At 55.3% G+C, this 15,040-nt stretch carries 13 protein-coding genes; 5 read left to right on the top strand and 8 right to left on the bottom strand.

Annotated features, from left to right (window positions below; all coding sequences use genetic code 11):
* The first annotated feature begins 22 nt into the window (after window positions 1-22).
* A complete protein-coding gene (locus tag OQV00_RS05090) occupies window positions 23-598 on the top strand; it encodes a glycerol-3-phosphate responsive antiterminator (RefSeq protein WP_048023742.1) in 576 nt (191 codons plus the stop codon).
* On the opposite strand, the gene OQV00_RS05085 is transcribed toward OQV00_RS05090, so the two are convergent.
* From OQV00_RS05085 to OQV00_RS05065, 5 genes are all read right to left on the bottom strand, one after another.
* Window positions 595-1,449, bottom strand: coding sequence for an electron transfer flavoprotein subunit alpha/FixB family protein (locus OQV00_RS05085; protein WP_048023767.1), 855 nt, complete (start codon window positions 1,447-1,449; stop codon window positions 595-597). The genes OQV00_RS05090 and OQV00_RS05085 overlap by 4 nt on opposite strands.
* Complete coding sequence (locus OQV00_RS05080) at window positions 1,446-2,228, bottom strand: adenine nucleotide alpha hydrolase family protein (RefSeq protein ID WP_104895698.1); 783 nt, start codon at window positions 2,226-2,228, stop codon at window positions 1,446-1,448. Before OQV00_RS05080 ends, OQV00_RS05085 begins: the two co-directional genes overlap by 4 nt.
* On the bottom strand, window positions 2,206-3,618 hold the full coding sequence (locus OQV00_RS05075) for an MFS transporter (RefSeq protein ID WP_048023738.1): 1,413 nt from the start codon (window positions 3,616-3,618) through the stop codon (window positions 2,206-2,208). Before OQV00_RS05075 ends, OQV00_RS05080 begins: the two co-directional genes overlap by 23 nt.
* A gap of 190 nt (window positions 3,619-3,808) precedes the next feature.
* Window positions 3,809-5,263, bottom strand: a complete 1,455-nt coding sequence (locus tag OQV00_RS05070) for an FAD-binding oxidoreductase (protein ID WP_064356704.1) — start codon at window positions 5,261-5,263, stop codon at window positions 3,809-3,811.
* Between the two features lie 192 nt (window positions 5,264-5,455).
* Window positions 5,456-6,241, bottom strand: coding sequence for an SDR family oxidoreductase (locus tag OQV00_RS05065; RefSeq protein ID WP_048023735.1), 786 nt, complete (start codon window positions 6,239-6,241; stop codon window positions 5,456-5,458).
* 318 nt (window positions 6,242-6,559) lie between these two features.
* Here OQV00_RS05065 and OQV00_RS05060 point away from each other — a divergent pair, with 318 nt between their 5' ends.
* Window positions 6,560-7,858 carry an MFS transporter gene (locus OQV00_RS05060; RefSeq protein ID WP_266279933.1) on the top strand — a complete coding sequence of 433 codons (1,299 nt, stop codon included), beginning with the start codon at window positions 6,560-6,562 and terminating at the stop codon, window positions 7,856-7,858.
* 26 nt (window positions 7,859-7,884) lie between these two features.
* Window positions 7,885-9,363 (top strand): FGGY-family carbohydrate kinase, encoded by a 1,479-nt coding sequence (locus OQV00_RS05055; RefSeq protein ID WP_064367853.1) that lies wholly within the window; start codon window positions 7,885-7,887, stop codon window positions 9,361-9,363.
* Window positions 9,364-9,401: 38 nt separating this feature from the next.
* On the opposite strand, the gene queE is transcribed toward OQV00_RS05055, so the two are convergent.
* Window positions 9,402-10,073 carry a 7-carboxy-7-deazaguanine synthase QueE gene (queE, locus tag OQV00_RS05050; RefSeq protein WP_004866972.1) on the bottom strand — a complete coding sequence of 224 codons (672 nt, stop codon included), beginning with the start codon at window positions 10,071-10,073 and terminating at the stop codon, window positions 9,402-9,404.
* A gap of 512 nt (window positions 10,074-10,585) precedes the next feature.
* On the opposite strand from queE, the gene OQV00_RS05045 reads away from it, so the two are divergent.
* Window positions 10,586-11,695: an SDR family oxidoreductase gene (locus tag OQV00_RS05045; protein WP_266279930.1), complete on the top strand. Its 1,110-nt coding sequence runs from the start codon at window positions 10,586-10,588 to the stop codon at window positions 11,693-11,695.
* 46 nt (window positions 11,696-11,741) lie between these two features.
* Here OQV00_RS05045 and OQV00_RS05040 read toward each other — a convergent pair whose 3' ends face one another.
* Both OQV00_RS05040 and OQV00_RS05035 read right to left on the bottom strand, forming a co-directional pair.
* Window positions 11,742-12,431, bottom strand: coding sequence for an N-acetylmannosamine-6-phosphate 2-epimerase (locus tag OQV00_RS05040; protein WP_088883693.1), 690 nt, complete (start codon window positions 12,429-12,431; stop codon window positions 11,742-11,744).
* The gene (locus tag OQV00_RS05035) at window positions 12,428-13,987 is read right to left on the bottom strand and encodes a PTS transporter subunit EIIC (RefSeq protein ID WP_004866978.1); all 1,560 of its coding nucleotides are present in this window, start codon (window positions 13,985-13,987) and stop codon (window positions 12,428-12,430) included. Before OQV00_RS05035 ends, OQV00_RS05040 begins: the two co-directional genes overlap by 4 nt.
* Window positions 13,988-14,153: 166 nt before the next feature.
* Between OQV00_RS05035 and OQV00_RS05030 the strand changes: the two genes are divergently transcribed.
* Window positions 14,154-14,978 carry a MurR/RpiR family transcriptional regulator gene (locus OQV00_RS05030; protein ID WP_004866980.1) on the top strand — a complete coding sequence of 275 codons (825 nt, stop codon included), beginning with the start codon at window positions 14,154-14,156 and terminating at the stop codon, window positions 14,976-14,978.
* Window positions 14,979-15,040 lie beyond the last annotated feature (62 nt).

The raw sequence follows: 15,040 nt of genomic DNA, 5'->3' as shown, positions 1-15,040 counted from the left end.
AGTAAAATACGAAGGACACACCATGCCCCTGTTACACCTGCTACGACAAAACCCGGTCATTGCGGCCGTCAAAGATAACGCCAGCCTGCAGTTAGCCATCGATTCCGAGTGCCAGTTTATTTCCGTGCTGTACGGTAATATCTGCACCATCAGCAATATCGTGAAGAAAATCAAAAACGCCGGTAAATACGCGTTTATTCATGTCGACCTGCTGGAGGGGGCGTCGAATAAAGAGGTGGTGATTCAGTTTTTGAAGCTGGTTACCGAAGCGGACGGGATCATCAGCACCAAAGCGCCGATGCTAAAAGCGGCCAGAGCGGAAGGCTTTTTCTGCATTCATCGCCTGTTTATCGTCGACTCGATTTCCTTTCACAATATCGACAAGCAGGTGGCGCAGTCCAACCCGGACTGTATTGAAATCCTGCCGGGCTGCATGCCAAAAGTGCTGGGGTGGGTAACGGAGAAAATTCGCCAGCCGCTGATTGCCGGCGGCCTGGTCTGCGACGAAGAGGATGCGCGTAATGCGATGAAAGCCGGCGTGGCGGCCCTGTCGACCACCAACACCGGCGTCTGGAAATTAGCGAAGCAGCTTAATTAATCCTGCGTACAGGCTACCAGTGCTTTCAGTACCGGTAGCCAGTCATCCACGATGCCGACATCCGCCTGAGAAAATACCGGCGCGCTGGCGTCATGATTAATCGCCACGATAAATCGGCTCCCACGCACTCCCGCCATCAGCGCCGCCGCCCCTGATGCGCCAGCCACAATGCAGATATCCGGAGCCAACAGATGGCCGGAAATACCCACCAGGCGATCGGCATCATAGCCGCCATTCATCACTCGCGCTCGGCTGTAGCCCGCTTCCGCGCCCAGGCTTTGCGCAAACGACGCAATGCCTCCCGCATCGGCCTCTTCCCCGCCCTGCCCGACAACCAGCACCCGCTCCGCCGCCAGCAAAGGGTGCGCGCCCGCGCGCTCAACGCGCTCAATCTCCGTCAGCCACTCGGGCTGCTCCGCCGGTATGATTCGGCGCTCCGGCAAACCGTCAGGAAAATCCCCAGGCGCATTCCCTCCGGGCTGGCGCGCCAGGGAGAGGCACAGCGGCCGGGCGCTCACCTCCAGCGTGGCCGTAAGCGCATTACCCCAATGAGACTTCGTTACCCGACCCTCCGGCGCATTCAACGATAGCACCTGGCATACGCTGCCTCCTCGCAGGCGCCAGGCCAGCCGCGTGGCCAGCTCATCAGCCAGCGCTCCCGCCGGGAATAGCACCACGTCGACCGGCGTCTGTCGCCACTGATCGACCAGCGCATCCAGAAGCTGCCCGGCAACCTCCACCTCATCATCTGGCGTCCAGCGCTGCAGATCCTCCGCACCGAGATCGTTTGCCGCCAGCCAGCCTCCCATCGCGGCGCTATCGTCGGCCGCCATAACCATCGCTATCTTCATGGCCGCATCCTCCGGCATAAATAGTTCTCCCATAGCGCCCCGGCTTTCTCCTGCACCGTCGCGCCCTCAACGATAACGGCCGCTCGCCGCTGCGCTGGCCGCGTCAAGCGCCGGCACTGAACGTCAGGCGTCGCCTCAACGGTTGCCGCCTGACGCACGATGTCCGCCTTTGCCGCCGCCAGGCGCTGGCGCATGCCGGGTACCGGGAGCGCCACTTCACCGCACTGCCTGACCGCAATCACCGCCGGTAGCCGCACCCGGCAGCGGCGGATGCCGGAATCCGTGCGCTGCTCGACAACGGCAAAAAGCGGTTCGAGCGTAAAGCGTTCAACCTGGCTGAAGCAGGGCCAGCCGAGCATTTCCGCCAGCAGAAACGGCGTCTGGCCATTTTGCCCCTCGCTGCTCTGACAGCCGGTCACGATCAGCTCCCCGCCGTGGCTACGCTGCCAGTCGGCGATCTGTCCGGCGATAAACGATGGCGCAAAACGCAGATCCGCTGCCGTCTCCAACAGCACCCGCTGGTCAAACCCCAGCGCGGCAAAGTAGCGCAGCCAGTGCAGCGCGCGCTCGTCGCCAATGCTTAATGCGCTCAAGGTCATCTCGCAGCCCGCATTGCGCTGGGCCAGCAGCAGCGCGGCGGCAGCCTGCTCATCGGCGCCGATAGCGCTGCGCAATAGTGCGACATCCGGCCCGCAGGTATCCAGCGCGGCGGCCTGCCAGTCCTTTTCCGCCAGCATGCCGGCGTCAGGCTCCGGCTTAAACGCCAACAGAATGTTCATTCGCTCCTCCTTGTCTTTTGTCGCCGCTCCCGGCAGAGGCCAGCGGCAGCGCTTTGGTTTCCGGGGCCCACAGCCAGGTCACCACAAAGCCGATCAGCAGTACGCCGGCCAGTAGCAAAAGGGTGACCGTCATCCCCCACTGCGCCAGGGTCCAGGGCAGCAGGCCGGTGCCGATCGCGGCCCCAAGCCGGCTCATGGCGGTTGCGAAGCCAACGCCCAGCGAGCGGATATCCGTAGGAAAGCTTTCCGCCGGTAGGATCCCCACCAGATTGCTGACCGCCGAAATCGTGGTACTAAACAGGATAAAAAGCAGCAGCGTCCAGGGGCTGCCTGCCGGCAGGAAGGCCATGGCGATTAACGTCGTCGCCAGCAGCAGAAAGCTGCCGAGCAGGAAGTGACGATGGGCCAGCAAATGGGTTAATACCAGGCCCAGCAGCGCGCCAACGATCAGCAGCGCATTCAGCAACAGGCTGGCGGTCAGCGCATCTTCAAGACCGATGGTTTCCGCGATGGTGGGCAGCCAGGTATAGATAACGAACCACGGGATTACCAGGCAGACGAAGAAGATGCTGTTAAATGCCGTTCGCCGCCAGTAGCGCGGTGAAAACAGCGTTCCGATCCGTTTATTGGTTGCCGTCACCACCTCGTCGCCGAGCAGCACGTGCGGACCAAAGCAGCGCCGCACCACCGCATGAGCCTCGGCGAAGCGGCCCTGGCGTAATAGCCAGCGCGGAGACTCCGGCGTCCCCCAGCGCAGCAGCGTGATTAGCAGGGCCGGCAGCGTGGACGAGGCCAGCAGCCAGCGCCAGGCCTCCGGGTTTTCGCTAATAAAATGGTGCCCGACGAGGCTTGCCAGTACGTACCCGATAGTCCACACCACGCTAAACGCCCCGAGCAGGATGCCTCTATGCCGGCGCGGCGCGAATTCGGCGAGCAGGGTATGACCCACGGAGTAATCCCCGCCCAGCCCAATGCCTATCAGGATCCGCAGGCCAATAAGCTGTTCAGGAGTGGTGGCAAAAAACTGCAGAAAAGAGGCGATGGTAATCAGGACAAAGCTGAGGGTGAAAATCTTCTGCCGGCCAATGTGATCCGAGACCCACCCCAGGATCAGGCTACCAATGAACAGCCCAAGCAGCGCCGCCCCGCCGATCATCCCGGCCATAAAAGGCGTCAGGAGCATGGCGGGGGTCAGTTGGATAATGGCGTAACCGATAACGCCGAGGACGTAGCCGTCAACCAGATGCGCGCCGAAGGTTAGCGCGGCAATACGGCAGTGAAAGCCGTTAAGCGGCAGGTCGTCCATTCTCACCGGTGAAGCGTTCATTTCTCCCCCTTCATGGTCCGGCAAAAACGGCTTCCCGGTTGAGAAGCCGTACATACCCGTCATACTTCAAGCTGCCTGTTCGTTAGCCTTGTAACCAGGCTCATCCATGAACCTTGCTCTTGATGGCCGCCGCAACACGGCGTTCAAATCTGTTCCGGACAGATTTGTCGCTCATCCAACATAGCTATCTATGCTCCAGATAATTGACTCTCTTGCCGCCTGCAAGCAACTCGAATTATTTTGGATATAACTATTATTTTTCAATCGGGTAAATCGTTCCGGTATTCATAATTCCGTTTGGATCAAACTGCTTCTTCAGCCCTTCCAGCAACGGCCACGCGCTGCCGTGCTCCAGCTTGCTCCAGTGAACGCGATGTTTACCAATTCCGTGGTGATGTACCATTGAGCCGCCGAGGCGAATCGTCTCTTCGCAGATAATCTTGTTGAGCGGGTTATGGTATTTATCAATTTCCTCTTCCGGCTTACAGTCCACTACGTTGTAGTCGTAGACGAAGTACATATTGGTGCCGTTCATATAGCTATGAGAAGAGTGGCCGCCCAGCATAGTGATATCGTCCGCGTGCGGGAACTCAGTGCGGATGCGGTTGATTACGCTTTCATAGATCTCATTGATGCAGCTCCAGCAGCCCGACACCTCTGTGGTAAAGCCCATATTGCCGGTTTTGAGGATCTGTACGCGTTCGGCGGCCACTTTTTCCGGGCCCCAGTTGAGGTGGTTGAACCAGGTTTCGATCAGCTTGCTGTCTACGCGCCGGCACTGCGGATAGCGCGCGACAACTTGCGCAATCCCTTCCCCGGTTGCTTTCGCCATCAGCGGGTTGCCTTCGGCCATAAAGATCAGCACGCATTTGCCATCGGCAAAATGGGTAAAGTGCTGGGTGCCGTCCTCGGCATCGTACAGACGGGCGATCGACGGACGGTAGCCTTCCACCATGACCTCACGCAGAATGCTGAAGCCCACCTTCATGTCATCCAGAACGTATCCGTAGAACAGGTTATTTTCCGGCGTGAACCTGAAGATTTTCACCGTCACTTCGGTGATATAGCACAGCGCACCTTCGTTGCCGATGATGATATGGCGAATATCGGGCCCGGCGGCGCGGCGCGGAACGTTCTTGATGCGAGTGACGGTGCCGTCGGGCAGCACGGCTTCCAGCCCGACAACCATATCTTCAATCGCCCCGTAGAGCGTGGAAAACTGGCCGATGCTGCGGGTTGCCACCAGGCCGCCCATCTGCGCCAGCGGCTTAGACTGCGGCGAGTGCCCGGTGGTGTAGCCTTTTGCCCGCAGCGCATTTTCGAGAATTTCCAGCGGCACGCCGCACTGCGCGGTTGCCTGCATATTTTCAATATCAATATTCAGGATTTGGTTCATCCCGGCACCGTCCAGCACCACAGAATTTTCCACGACGGTTTCGAGGCCACCTTCGGTCGCCGAGGCGCCGGTACGCGGTACGCCGTTGATCTTATGCTGGTTCATAAAGGACAGTACGTCAGAAACCTGTTTTGTCGAGCCTAGCTTAACGACCGCAGCGGGCAGCGGAAGCGTAAAGACACCGTGGATGTCAGCATATTTACGAAAGCGGTCAATACTGTTGCGCTTTAAAACGGTTTCATCGGTGATCACGCGATCGGAACCGACGAGTTCTTTTAACTGGTCAACAATCGCTTCACGGGATAAAGACATAGTAATACCTTCCTGATAATTAATTCGGAACAGACACTTCACCCTTCAAGCTGCCTCATTATTAACGGCTTTCATAAACCTCAATAACATTGGACCCTACATTACCAGAGGTTTATTCCCTTACGTCCCCGACGCATCTTGAATGATATTTGTGACATAATTAATAAAAATACAGAAACCATCGATTAAGAGTTAACGCACCAGATAACCACCGTCGACCACCAACAGATGGCCGTTAACATAATTGGATGCCTGACTGGCTAAAAATATAGCCGCACCCATTAAGTCCTGAGTATCACCCCAGCGGTTTGCAGGAATATGGTCCAGCACACGCTGATTGGTTTCGGGATTGCTCCGGGTAGCCAGCGTGATATCTGTTGTATAATATCCTGGGGCAATGCCGTTGACCTGAATATTATACTGACCTAACTCATCGCAATATGCTTTAGTGAAACCAGCCAGCGCATGTTTTGTCGCCGAATAAGCCGGTGACCACTGACCTCCGAGATAAGAAAACAACGAGCAGATATTAATAATTTTACCGCTGTTTTGCGGAATCATAATTTTTGCCGCTTCATGGCTGAGTTCGAAAGGCGCCGTCAGGTTAACATCGATCATCGGATCCCAATCCGCACGCCCGAAGTCCAGCACTTTATTCAGCTTACAAATTCCGGCATTATTGATGAGGATATCGACCGTGCCAAAGCGTTCACAGCAGGCGGCGATGATCTGCTGCGGTGCGCCTTTAGCGGTAATATCCACCTGTATAAACTCAACTTCAACACCCTGTTTTTCAATAATTTCTTTTGTCTCTCCGTTATCCTTTACTACGCTTGGGATAAACAGATTCGCTCCCGCTTTCGCCAGAGCCATAGCAAAGGCCTGACCCAGCCCGCTATTGCCGCCGGTGACAATTGCCGTTTTACCTTTCAAAGAGAAGAAATCCATTGAGAACGCGTTAAGAGATTCAATTGACATAGTTGGCTCCAAATTCCTTTAGGCAAAAAAAAAGAAAGGTAACTTCCCCCACGAGAGGGAAGTTACCTTTCTCATTATCTCTGGTAACTGAGCTAATTTTTTAGCACAGCGCCCGAACACCTAATGTGATCGTAATCACAGATAAATATTTCATTCATAAATTACGCATAAAACTACGAATCGTGATTATTCTCACACTAAAACCCATGTCGGCATGTTATTCCTAACTGCAATTACTAGAGACCAGAGAAAAGTAATCCACCTGCAAAGGCGGTTTACTTTTCTCTTTTTTTCGTCTATTCAAAATGAGATCACGATATGCAACAGAATTCATATCGCCGTTGGATAACACTTGCCATTATTAGCTTTAGCGGCGGAGTCAGCTTTGACCTTGCCTATTTACGCTATATTTATCAAATCCCAATGGCAAAATTCATGGGATTTAGCAATACCGAAATCGGCTTAATTATGAGCACCTTTGGTATTACCGCCATTATTCTCTATGCGCCCAGCGGGGTTATTGCCGACAAATTCTCGCATCGCAAAATGATTACTTCGGCGATGATCGTGACCGGCCTGCTCGGTTTAATAATGGCGACCTATCCACCGCTGTGGGCCATGCTTTGCATTCAGGTCGCCTTTGCCATCACCACCATTCTGATGCTGTGGTCCGTTTCAATTAAGGCCGCCTCACTGCTCGGCAATCATAGCGAGCAGGGAAAAATCATGGGCTGGATGGAGGGGCTACGCGGCGTTGGCGTTATGTCGCTGGCAGTATTTACCATGTGGGCGTTTTCCCGCTTCGCGCCCGACGATAGCAATAGCCTGAAGGTCGTTATCCTGATTTACAGCGTGGTTTACATCCTGCTGGGGATATTGTGCTGGTTCTTTGTCAGCGATGCGCCCCAGCGCGGTGGCGCGGCGCAAGAAGAGAAAAAAGCGTTTCAGCTAAGCGATATTCTCGCCGTCCTGCGCATCAGCACAACCTGGTACTGCAGCATGGTCATTTTTGGCGTCTTTACCATCTACGCCATCCTCAGCTACTCCACCAACTACCTGACGGAAATGTACGGTATGTCGCTGGTGGCTGCGAGCTATATGGGGATTGTCATCAACAAAATCTTCCGCGCGATTTGCGGCCCGCTGGGCGGCATTATTACCACCTACAGCAGAGTAAAATCCCCAACCCGCATCATTCAGCTGCTGTCGATCGTGGGGGTTCTGGCGCTTGTTGCGCTACTGGCTACCAATTCAAACCCGCACTCCGTGGCGATGGGGATCGGCCTGATTCTGCTGCTGGGCTTCACCTGCTACGCTTCGCGCGGGCTCTATTGGGCCTGCCCCGGCGAAGCGCGGACTCCGGGCTACATCATGGGAACAACCGTCGGTATCTGCTCAGTCATTGGCTTCCTGCCCGACGTTTTTGTCTATCCGATCGTTGGCCACTGGCAGGACACCCTCCCCACCGCGGACGCCTACCGCAACATGTGGCTGATGGGCCTCGCCGCGCTGTGCATGGTGATCCTCTTTACCTTTTTGCTGTTTCGAAAAATACGCCGCACCGACGCCGCGACAGAACGCGAGGCATCGCTTGCCGCAGAGACTGCCGGCGAGTGAGGATGAAAATTTAAAGGAGAATAATAATGTCGAAGAAATACATCATTGGAATCGATGGCGGGAGCCAGAGCACCAAGATCGTGATGTACGACCTGCAGGGAAATGTGGTCTGCGAGGGAAAAGGCCTGCTGCAGCCAATGCACACGCCGGACGCCGATACGGCGGAGCACCCTGATGATGATTTGTGGACTTCGCTATGCTGCGCCGGGAAGGATCTGATGAGTCGGTTTACCGGCCAGAAAGAGGATATTGTCGGCATCGGTCTCGGCTCTATCCGCTGCTGCCGCGCGCTCCTTAAAGCCGACGGTACGCCCGCCGAACCGCTCATTAGCTGGCAGGACGCCCGCGTCACCCGGCCTTATGAGCATACCAATCCCGACGTGGCCTGGGTCACCTCATTTTCCGGCTATCTGTCGCACCGCTTAACCGGCGAGTTTAAGGACAATATCGCCAACTACTTTGGCCAGTGGCCGGTGGATTATAAAACCTGGGGGTGGAGCGACAACGACGAGGTCGTTAAGCAGTTTAATATTCCGCGCCGGATGCTATTCGACGTGCAGATGCCCGGCTCGATTCTGGGTCATCTCACCGATCAGGCCGCCCGCGCAACCGGCTTCCCGTCAGGATTACCCGTGATCTGCACCACCAGCGATAAGCCGGTTGAGGCGCTCGGCGCAGGGTTGCTGGATGACGAAACGGCGGTTATCTCATTAGGCACCTATATCGCCCTGATGATGAACGGCAAAGCGCTGCCGAAAGATCCCGTCGCCTACTGGCCGATTATGTCCTCCATCCCCGAAACGCTGCTGTACGAGGGGTACGGTATTCGTAAGGGGATGTGGACGGTTAGCTGGCTGCGGGACATGTTGGGCGAATCCTTAATTCAGGACGCCAGGGCTCAGGGCCTGTCGCCGGAAGATCTATTAAATAAAAAGGCCGCAACGGTGCCGCCGGGCTGTAACGGGCTAATGACCGTACTGGACTGGTTAACGAACCCCTGGGAGCCCTATAAACGCGGGATCATGATCGGTTTTGATTCCAGCATGGATTACGCGTGGATTTATCGCTCCATTCTGGAGAGCGTTGCGCTGACGCTGAAAAATAACTACGACAATATGTGCAATGAAATGAATCACTTCGCTAAACATATCATCATCACCGGCGGCGGTTCGAACAGCGATCTCTTTATGCAGATCTTCGCCGATGTATTTAACCTGCCGGCCAGGCGCAACGCGATTAACGGCTGTGCCAGCCTCGGCGCGGCAATCAACGCCGCGGTGGGATTGGGTTTGTACCCCTCCTACGCGACAGCGGTGGCAAATATGGTGCGGGTAAAAGATACCTTTATGCCAATAGAGAAGAATGCCAGCCGGTATGAGGCGTTAAATAAGGGAATTTTCAGGGAGTTAACTACCTATACGGATACGATTTTGAAAAAGTCGTATGCGGTCACCCATGGTAGTCTGGAAAACGTTGACGCGATTAAAAGCTGGTCGAACGCGTAGCGGACGCGCCGGGTAGTGCGCATCTACCCGGCGGTTTATCAGGCAATATTCAGATATTTATGCGTCTGCATTGAGAGCCGCCAGTTGCGGGCGATGCAGGTCTCAATACACAGACGCGTCGCATCCTCTTTCTGGCTGATGGGCTGCAGAGCAATAATCCGCGGCTTGTCGTCGCTCAGCGTTTCCAGCAGTTCGTCCAGCGCTTCGATATCGCGCACGCGGCCAACCGGATGCTTAATTTCATCCGCGCGCAGCAGCGCCTGCGACAGCACATCGTAGCCACCGCGCATATTGACCTTCGGTGAAACCGTCACCCAGGTGCGCGGGCTGCAGCGCACTTCATGGGTACCGCTGGTTTCAATCTGGCAACTGAATCCGTTCTGCTCCAGCAGCATGGTCAGCGGGGTTAAGTCGTGGATGCAGGGCTCGCCGCCGGTGATCACCACGTGACGTGCGGTCCAGTCCTGACGGCCGATAATCGCCAGCAGGTCTTCACCGCTGGCCGGGCCCCATTTATCACTCTCTTTGGTTTTCGCCAGAATACTAAACAGCGACACTTCCCGATCCGCAAGCTTATCCCAGGTATGTTTGGTATCGCACCAGGCGCAACCAACCGGGCATCCCTGCAGACGAATAAAAATGGCAGGCACGCCGGTGAAGTAACCCTCGCCTTGCAAGGTCTGGAACATCTCGTTAATCGGGTACTGCATAATCATCTCTGTTTAGGTTCGAAACGAGCATTATCGCAGATTTAGCGGCCGAGGTCTTGTCCTCAGCTGCGATTGCCGGCGCTTAGCTGTGGCTGAAGTCAGACTAAGATTATAGCCTGCTGAGCAATTCTAAACGGTCCCTTCAGCTTTATTTCTCGCAGCCTTTAAAGACCTTCAACGACGGAAGAAATAAATCGCCTCGACTTATTTCTGCATGTATTACGTTTTTTATACAGCGACTTTTGATGTAACTAAATATGTTTTAAATTACATTTAAACACCTATAACAACACCATTGAGAATATAACAATAATCATAAAAATCATATATGTACAAATTGAAACATGAAAAACAGAATCTTCTTCACTTCGCGGATGTCCAATGCTATCCACGCCCGTTCGTAACCTTAATTCGGTCTTAAGAAAGCCTTCCGACTCGCCATTTTCCATTGACTCACCGTTTAGTTTCAGCCGCCTAGAATCCAGCCGACCAACCATGATGAGACGGCGTTCATGAATACACTATTAATTACAGGCGTTACCGGTTTTCTGGGGGGAGCGGTTTTAGAGAATATCCTGAAGCAAAATAACGGGATTAATCTGCTGCTTTTAGTTCGAGCCGATAATGATGACGCGGCGCTTGCCCGGGTCAAAGAAAACATGCGCAAGTTCAATGTCTCTGAGGAGAAACTGGCGACGCTGGGTATGCAACATATTCTCGCGGGCGATTTAGCTAACCCCGCAGAATTTCTCTGCGACCCACGTCTGGAACAAGTGACTCACGTGCTCAACTGTGCGGCTGTCGCCTCCTTTGGCAATAACCCGCTCATCTGGAAGGTGAACGTGGAAGGCACCCTGCAGTTTGCCCAACGTATGTCCCGGGTTGCCGGGCTACAGCGCTTCCTGCATGTGGGTACGGCTATGTCATGTTCTCCCGAGCCCGATTCTCTGGTCGCGGAAAGCGCCGAGTTTCGCGAACGTGCCGAACACCTTGTCGAATACACCCACTCTAAATCCACGATCGAGCAGCTGATGCAGCAGACCTGCCCGACGCTTCCGTTGACGATTGCCCGCCCCTCGATTGTCGTGGGCCATACTCATCACGGCTGCCAGCCCTCCAGCAGTATCTTCTGGGTATTCAGCATGGGCTTAATGCTGCAAAAATTCCTCTGCTCAATGGAAGACCGGATCGATGTGATTCCCGTCGACTATTGCGCCGATGCGCTGATGATGCTGCTTGATAACCAGCTTGCGCAGGGGGAAGTCGTGCATATTTCGGCAGGTGAAGAAAATAGCGTCAAATTTGCTGAGATCGATCGCGCCATGGCCTCGGCGCTGGAGCAGGTTCCCGTCGGCGATAGGTATGCGCAGGTCAGCTATGAGACGCTGGTCAAGATGCGTCGCGAACTGAAGGATATCTTCGGTCCCTGCAATGAACGTCTGATGCTCAAAGCAATGCGCCTTTATGGCGCCTTCGCAACCCTCAACGTACGCTTCAGCAACGATAAACTGCTCAGCATGGGAATGCCGAAGCCGCCGCGCTTTACCGATTATATCGATCGCTGCGTGCAGACCACCCGCGGGCTTTCGATTCCGCAGCAGATGGCCGTTGATTTCAAATAAGCCTGTAAAACCCGCCGAGGCGGGTTTTTTATTCAGTATAAAAACCTCAGGCTTTGATGGCCGCGGCAAAGCGTGCCGTAATTTGCTGAGGACGAGTAATCGCGCCGCCAACCACCACGGTATGCGCGCCCAGTTCAAGGCACCGGGCCGCCAGCGTCGGGGTTTCAACGTTCCCTTCCGCCACCACCGGAATATTTACAGCAGCCAGTACATCGCGTAAAAAACCGCAGTCGTTTTCCGGCAGTGCGTGCCCCTCCGTTTCTGCCGTATAGCCGTAAAGCGTGGTGCCCACGCAATCAAACCCGAGAGACTGCGCCGTGAGCGCTTCTTCCGCCGTCGAGATATCCGCCATCAGCAGCACCGACGGGTACTTCGCACGAATTTCCGCGACCAGCGCATCCAGCTGCTGCCCACCGGGGCGCGGGCGAGCCGTGGCATCAAGCGCGATGAGTTCCGGCCCGACGCTCATCAGTTCATCCACCTCTTTCATGGTCGCCGTAATAAACACTTCGCTGTCCGGATAATCACGCTTAATGATGCCAATCACCGGCAGTGAAACCAGCTGTTTAATGGCAGCAATGTCCGCCACGCTGTTGGCGCGAATCCCCTCCGCGCCGCCCTCTTCTGCCGCTACCGCCATCCGCGACATGATAAACGGGCTGTGCAACGGCTCATTATCCAGCGCCTGGCAGGAGACGATGAGTTTCCCTTTCAGGTTATCCAGTACAGTTTTCATAACGCTAAGCTCTCTTCCACTTCATTTTTAATAATCGTGACGTGTGGGCCATAGATGACCTGCACGCCGTTGCCTCGCAGGATCACGCCGCGCGCGCCCGTGGCCTTCAATGCTTCCTGATCGACTTTCCCGCCGTCTTTTACCGTGACGCGCAATCGCGTGGCGCAGCAATCCACCTCTTCCAGATTATCTCGCCCGCCCAGCCCGGCAATCACTGCCGCCGCACGTTCGCTTTGTGGGATGGTATTTTCGACTGCCGCTTCTTTCTCCCGGCCAGGCGTCATAAAACCAAAACGGTTAATCAGGAAGCGGAACGTGAAGTAGTAGAGGCAGAACCACGGCACGCCGACCAGCGGCACATACATCCAGTGAGTTTTGGCTTCGCCCTGCAATACGCCAAAGAGGATGAAGTCGATAAAGCCGCCGGAGAAAGTCTGGCCGATGGTGATGTGCAGAATGTGGGCGATCATAAACGCCAGCCCGTCGAAGAAAGCGTGGATGACGTAGAGAACGGGCGCCACGAACAGGAAGGAGAACTCAATTGGCTCGGTGATCCCCGTCAGGAAAGAGGTCAACGCCGCTGAAAGCAGCAGCCCCGCCACGCGCTTCTTATTCTCCGGCTTCGCCGTGTGGTACATCGCCAGACATGCGCCAATCAGGCCAAACATCATGGTGATGAAACGCCCGGACATGAAACGGGACGTGCCGATAAAGAACTGCTGCGTATTCGGATCGGACAACTGAGCGAAGAAGATGCGCTGGGTGCCTTCCACCAGCTGTCCGTTAACGATTTCGCTGCCGCCGAGTGCCGTCGTCCAGAACGGTAAATAGAAGATGTGATGCAGGCCAAATGGGCCCAGCATGCGCAGGATAAAGCCATACAGCAGCGTGCCCAGATAACCCGTCGCATCGACCAGTCCGCCCAGGCCGAAAATCAGCTTCTGGAAATGGGGCCACACTACGGTCATAAGGGCCCCGACCAGAATCGCGGCCAGCGAGCTGATAATCGGGACAAAGCGCGAGCCGCCAAAGAATCCCAGGAACTGAGGCAGCGCAATTTTATTAAAGCGATGATGCAGGGCGCAGGTCACCAGGCCAATCACCACGCCGCCAAAAACGCCCGTTTCCAGCGTCTGAATGCCCAGCGTCATCCCCTGTCCCACCGCGCCCGGGTTCTCATGCGCCAGCGTGCCGTTGAGGATAAGCAATGCGTTAATTGTGGCGTTCATCACCAGAAACGCCAGCAGCGCCGCGAGCCCGGCGGTCCCTTTGTCGGTTTTCGCCAAACCAACGGCAACCCCGACGGCAAACAGCACCGAGAGATTGGCAAACACAATAGAGCCTGCGCTGCTCATGATCGTGAAGATTGCCTGTAGCCAGGCAACATCCAGGAACGGATACGCCGTTAAGGTGTTCGGGTTAGAGAGCGCGCCGCCAATTCCCAACAGTAAGCCTGCGGCAGGCAGCACAGCGATCGGCAGCATGAACGATTTCCCGAAGCGCTGTGCCTTTTCAAACCATGCTCCGGAGGAGGCACCGCTGAACATTTGATTCATTTTTTCATTCCCCTGTTGTAGTGATGAAAATTTTTACCATAATTTAATTTATATGTGAAAATTATCATCACAAACCAGGAGGACGATCATACTTTTTTAAAATGACTGGCATCGATCCCCTGCTTTCCGCCACACTAGCCACAGAGAAACGCATTAAGGATCCTGCATGTCTGAAAATGAAAATCTGCTGTTAAGGCTGCGTCAGGGCGTGTCCGGCTACAGCCCGACACAGCAAAAGCTGGGGGAGTTTGTGCTGGGCGATCCGGCAAAGGTGCTTTACCTGACGATCACCGAACTGGCGCGAGAGAGTGAGACCAGCGAAGCCAGCGTGACCCGCCTGTGCCGCACGCTGGGCTGCAAGGGCTACAACGAATTTAAGATGGCGCTGGCGCTGGATATTCAGCAGGGTCAACCTACTCAGCGCAGCGGCGATGAAATTGATAACGTGGTCAATGAATCCGTTCAGGCCTTACAGGACACCGCAAAGCTGCTCGACAGGGCATTGCTCGAACAGGCGGCTCAGGCGCTGCATCAGGCAGATGCGGTGCAAATATACGGCGTGGCGGCCAGCGCCATTCTTGGCGAGTATCTGCATTACAAGCTGCTGCGCCTCGGCAAGCCCGCGCAGCTTTTCAGCGACATGCATCGCGCGGCTATGAATGCCACCACGCTTTCAAAAAACACGCTGGTGGTGGCGATTTCCAGCTCCGGCTCCACACGGGATCTGCTGCACGTGGTGAAGCTTGCCCGCAAGCGCGGCGTGCAGGTGCTGTCGCTCAGTAACACCCCGCGTAGCCCGCTGGCTTCGCTGAGCGATATTCAGCTGGTGGCGGCAAAGCCCGAAGGGCCGCTGAGCGCAGGCGCACTCAATGCTAAAGTCGGCGTAATGCTGCTGGTGGAACTGCTGACGACCTCGCTGATTGCACTTGATGAGCACTACAGCGACGTCAACCAGCAAACGGCCAGCGCAACGCTGCCGCTGCTGCTGTAAATCGGTTAGCTTCAGATATAAAAAAACCCGCCAGGGCGGGTTTTTTAGATTAAGAGCGAAAG

Source organism: Klebsiella sp. DY2415 (genome assembly GCF_026314315.1).
Taxonomy (GTDB): Bacteria; Pseudomonadota; Gammaproteobacteria; order Enterobacterales; family Enterobacteriaceae; genus Klebsiella; species Klebsiella ornithinolytica.
Note: the sequence above shows the minus strand (reverse complement) of the source record. Positions and strands in the feature narration are given on the sequence as shown.

Bases quoted from the DNA above. Each gene is read 5' to 3' on its own strand.
- OQV00_RS05090 (WP_048023742.1), top strand. From the start codon at position 23: ATGCCCCTGTTACACCTGCTACGACAAAACCCGGTCATTGCGGCCGTC.
- OQV00_RS05085 (WP_048023767.1), bottom strand. From the start codon at position 1,449: ATGAAGATAGCGATGGTTATGGCGGCCGACGATAGCGCCGCGATGGGA.
- OQV00_RS05080 (WP_104895698.1), bottom strand. From the start codon at position 2,228: ATGAACATTCTGTTGGCGTTTAAGCCGGAGCCTGACGCCGGCATGCTG.
- OQV00_RS05075 (WP_048023738.1), bottom strand. From the start codon at position 3,618: ATGACGGGTATGTACGGCTTCTCAACCGGGAAGCCGTTTTTGCCGGAC.
- OQV00_RS05070 (WP_064356704.1), bottom strand. From the start codon at position 5,263: ATGTCTTTATCCCGTGAAGCGATTGTTGACCAGTTAAAAGAACTCGTC.
- OQV00_RS05065 (WP_048023735.1), bottom strand. From the start codon at position 6,241: ATGTCAATTGAATCTCTTAACGCGTTCTCAATGGATTTCTTCTCTTTG.
- OQV00_RS05060 (WP_266279933.1), top strand. From the start codon at position 6,560: ATGCAACAGAATTCATATCGCCGTTGGATAACACTTGCCATTATTAGC.
- OQV00_RS05055 (WP_064367853.1), top strand. From the start codon at position 7,885: ATGTCGAAGAAATACATCATTGGAATCGATGGCGGGAGCCAGAGCACC.
- queE (WP_004866972.1), bottom strand. From the start codon at position 10,073: ATGCAGTACCCGATTAACGAGATGTTCCAGACCTTGCAAGGCGAGGGT.
- OQV00_RS05045 (WP_266279930.1), top strand. From the start codon at position 10,586: ATGAATACACTATTAATTACAGGCGTTACCGGTTTTCTGGGGGGAGCG.
- OQV00_RS05040 (WP_088883693.1), bottom strand. From the start codon at position 12,431: ATGAAAACTGTACTGGATAACCTGAAAGGGAAACTCATCGTCTCCTGC.
- OQV00_RS05035 (WP_004866978.1), bottom strand. From the start codon at position 13,987: ATGAATCAAATGTTCAGCGGTGCCTCCTCCGGAGCATGGTTTGAAAAG.
- OQV00_RS05030 (WP_004866980.1), top strand. From the start codon at position 14,154: ATGTCTGAAAATGAAAATCTGCTGTTAAGGCTGCGTCAGGGCGTGTCC.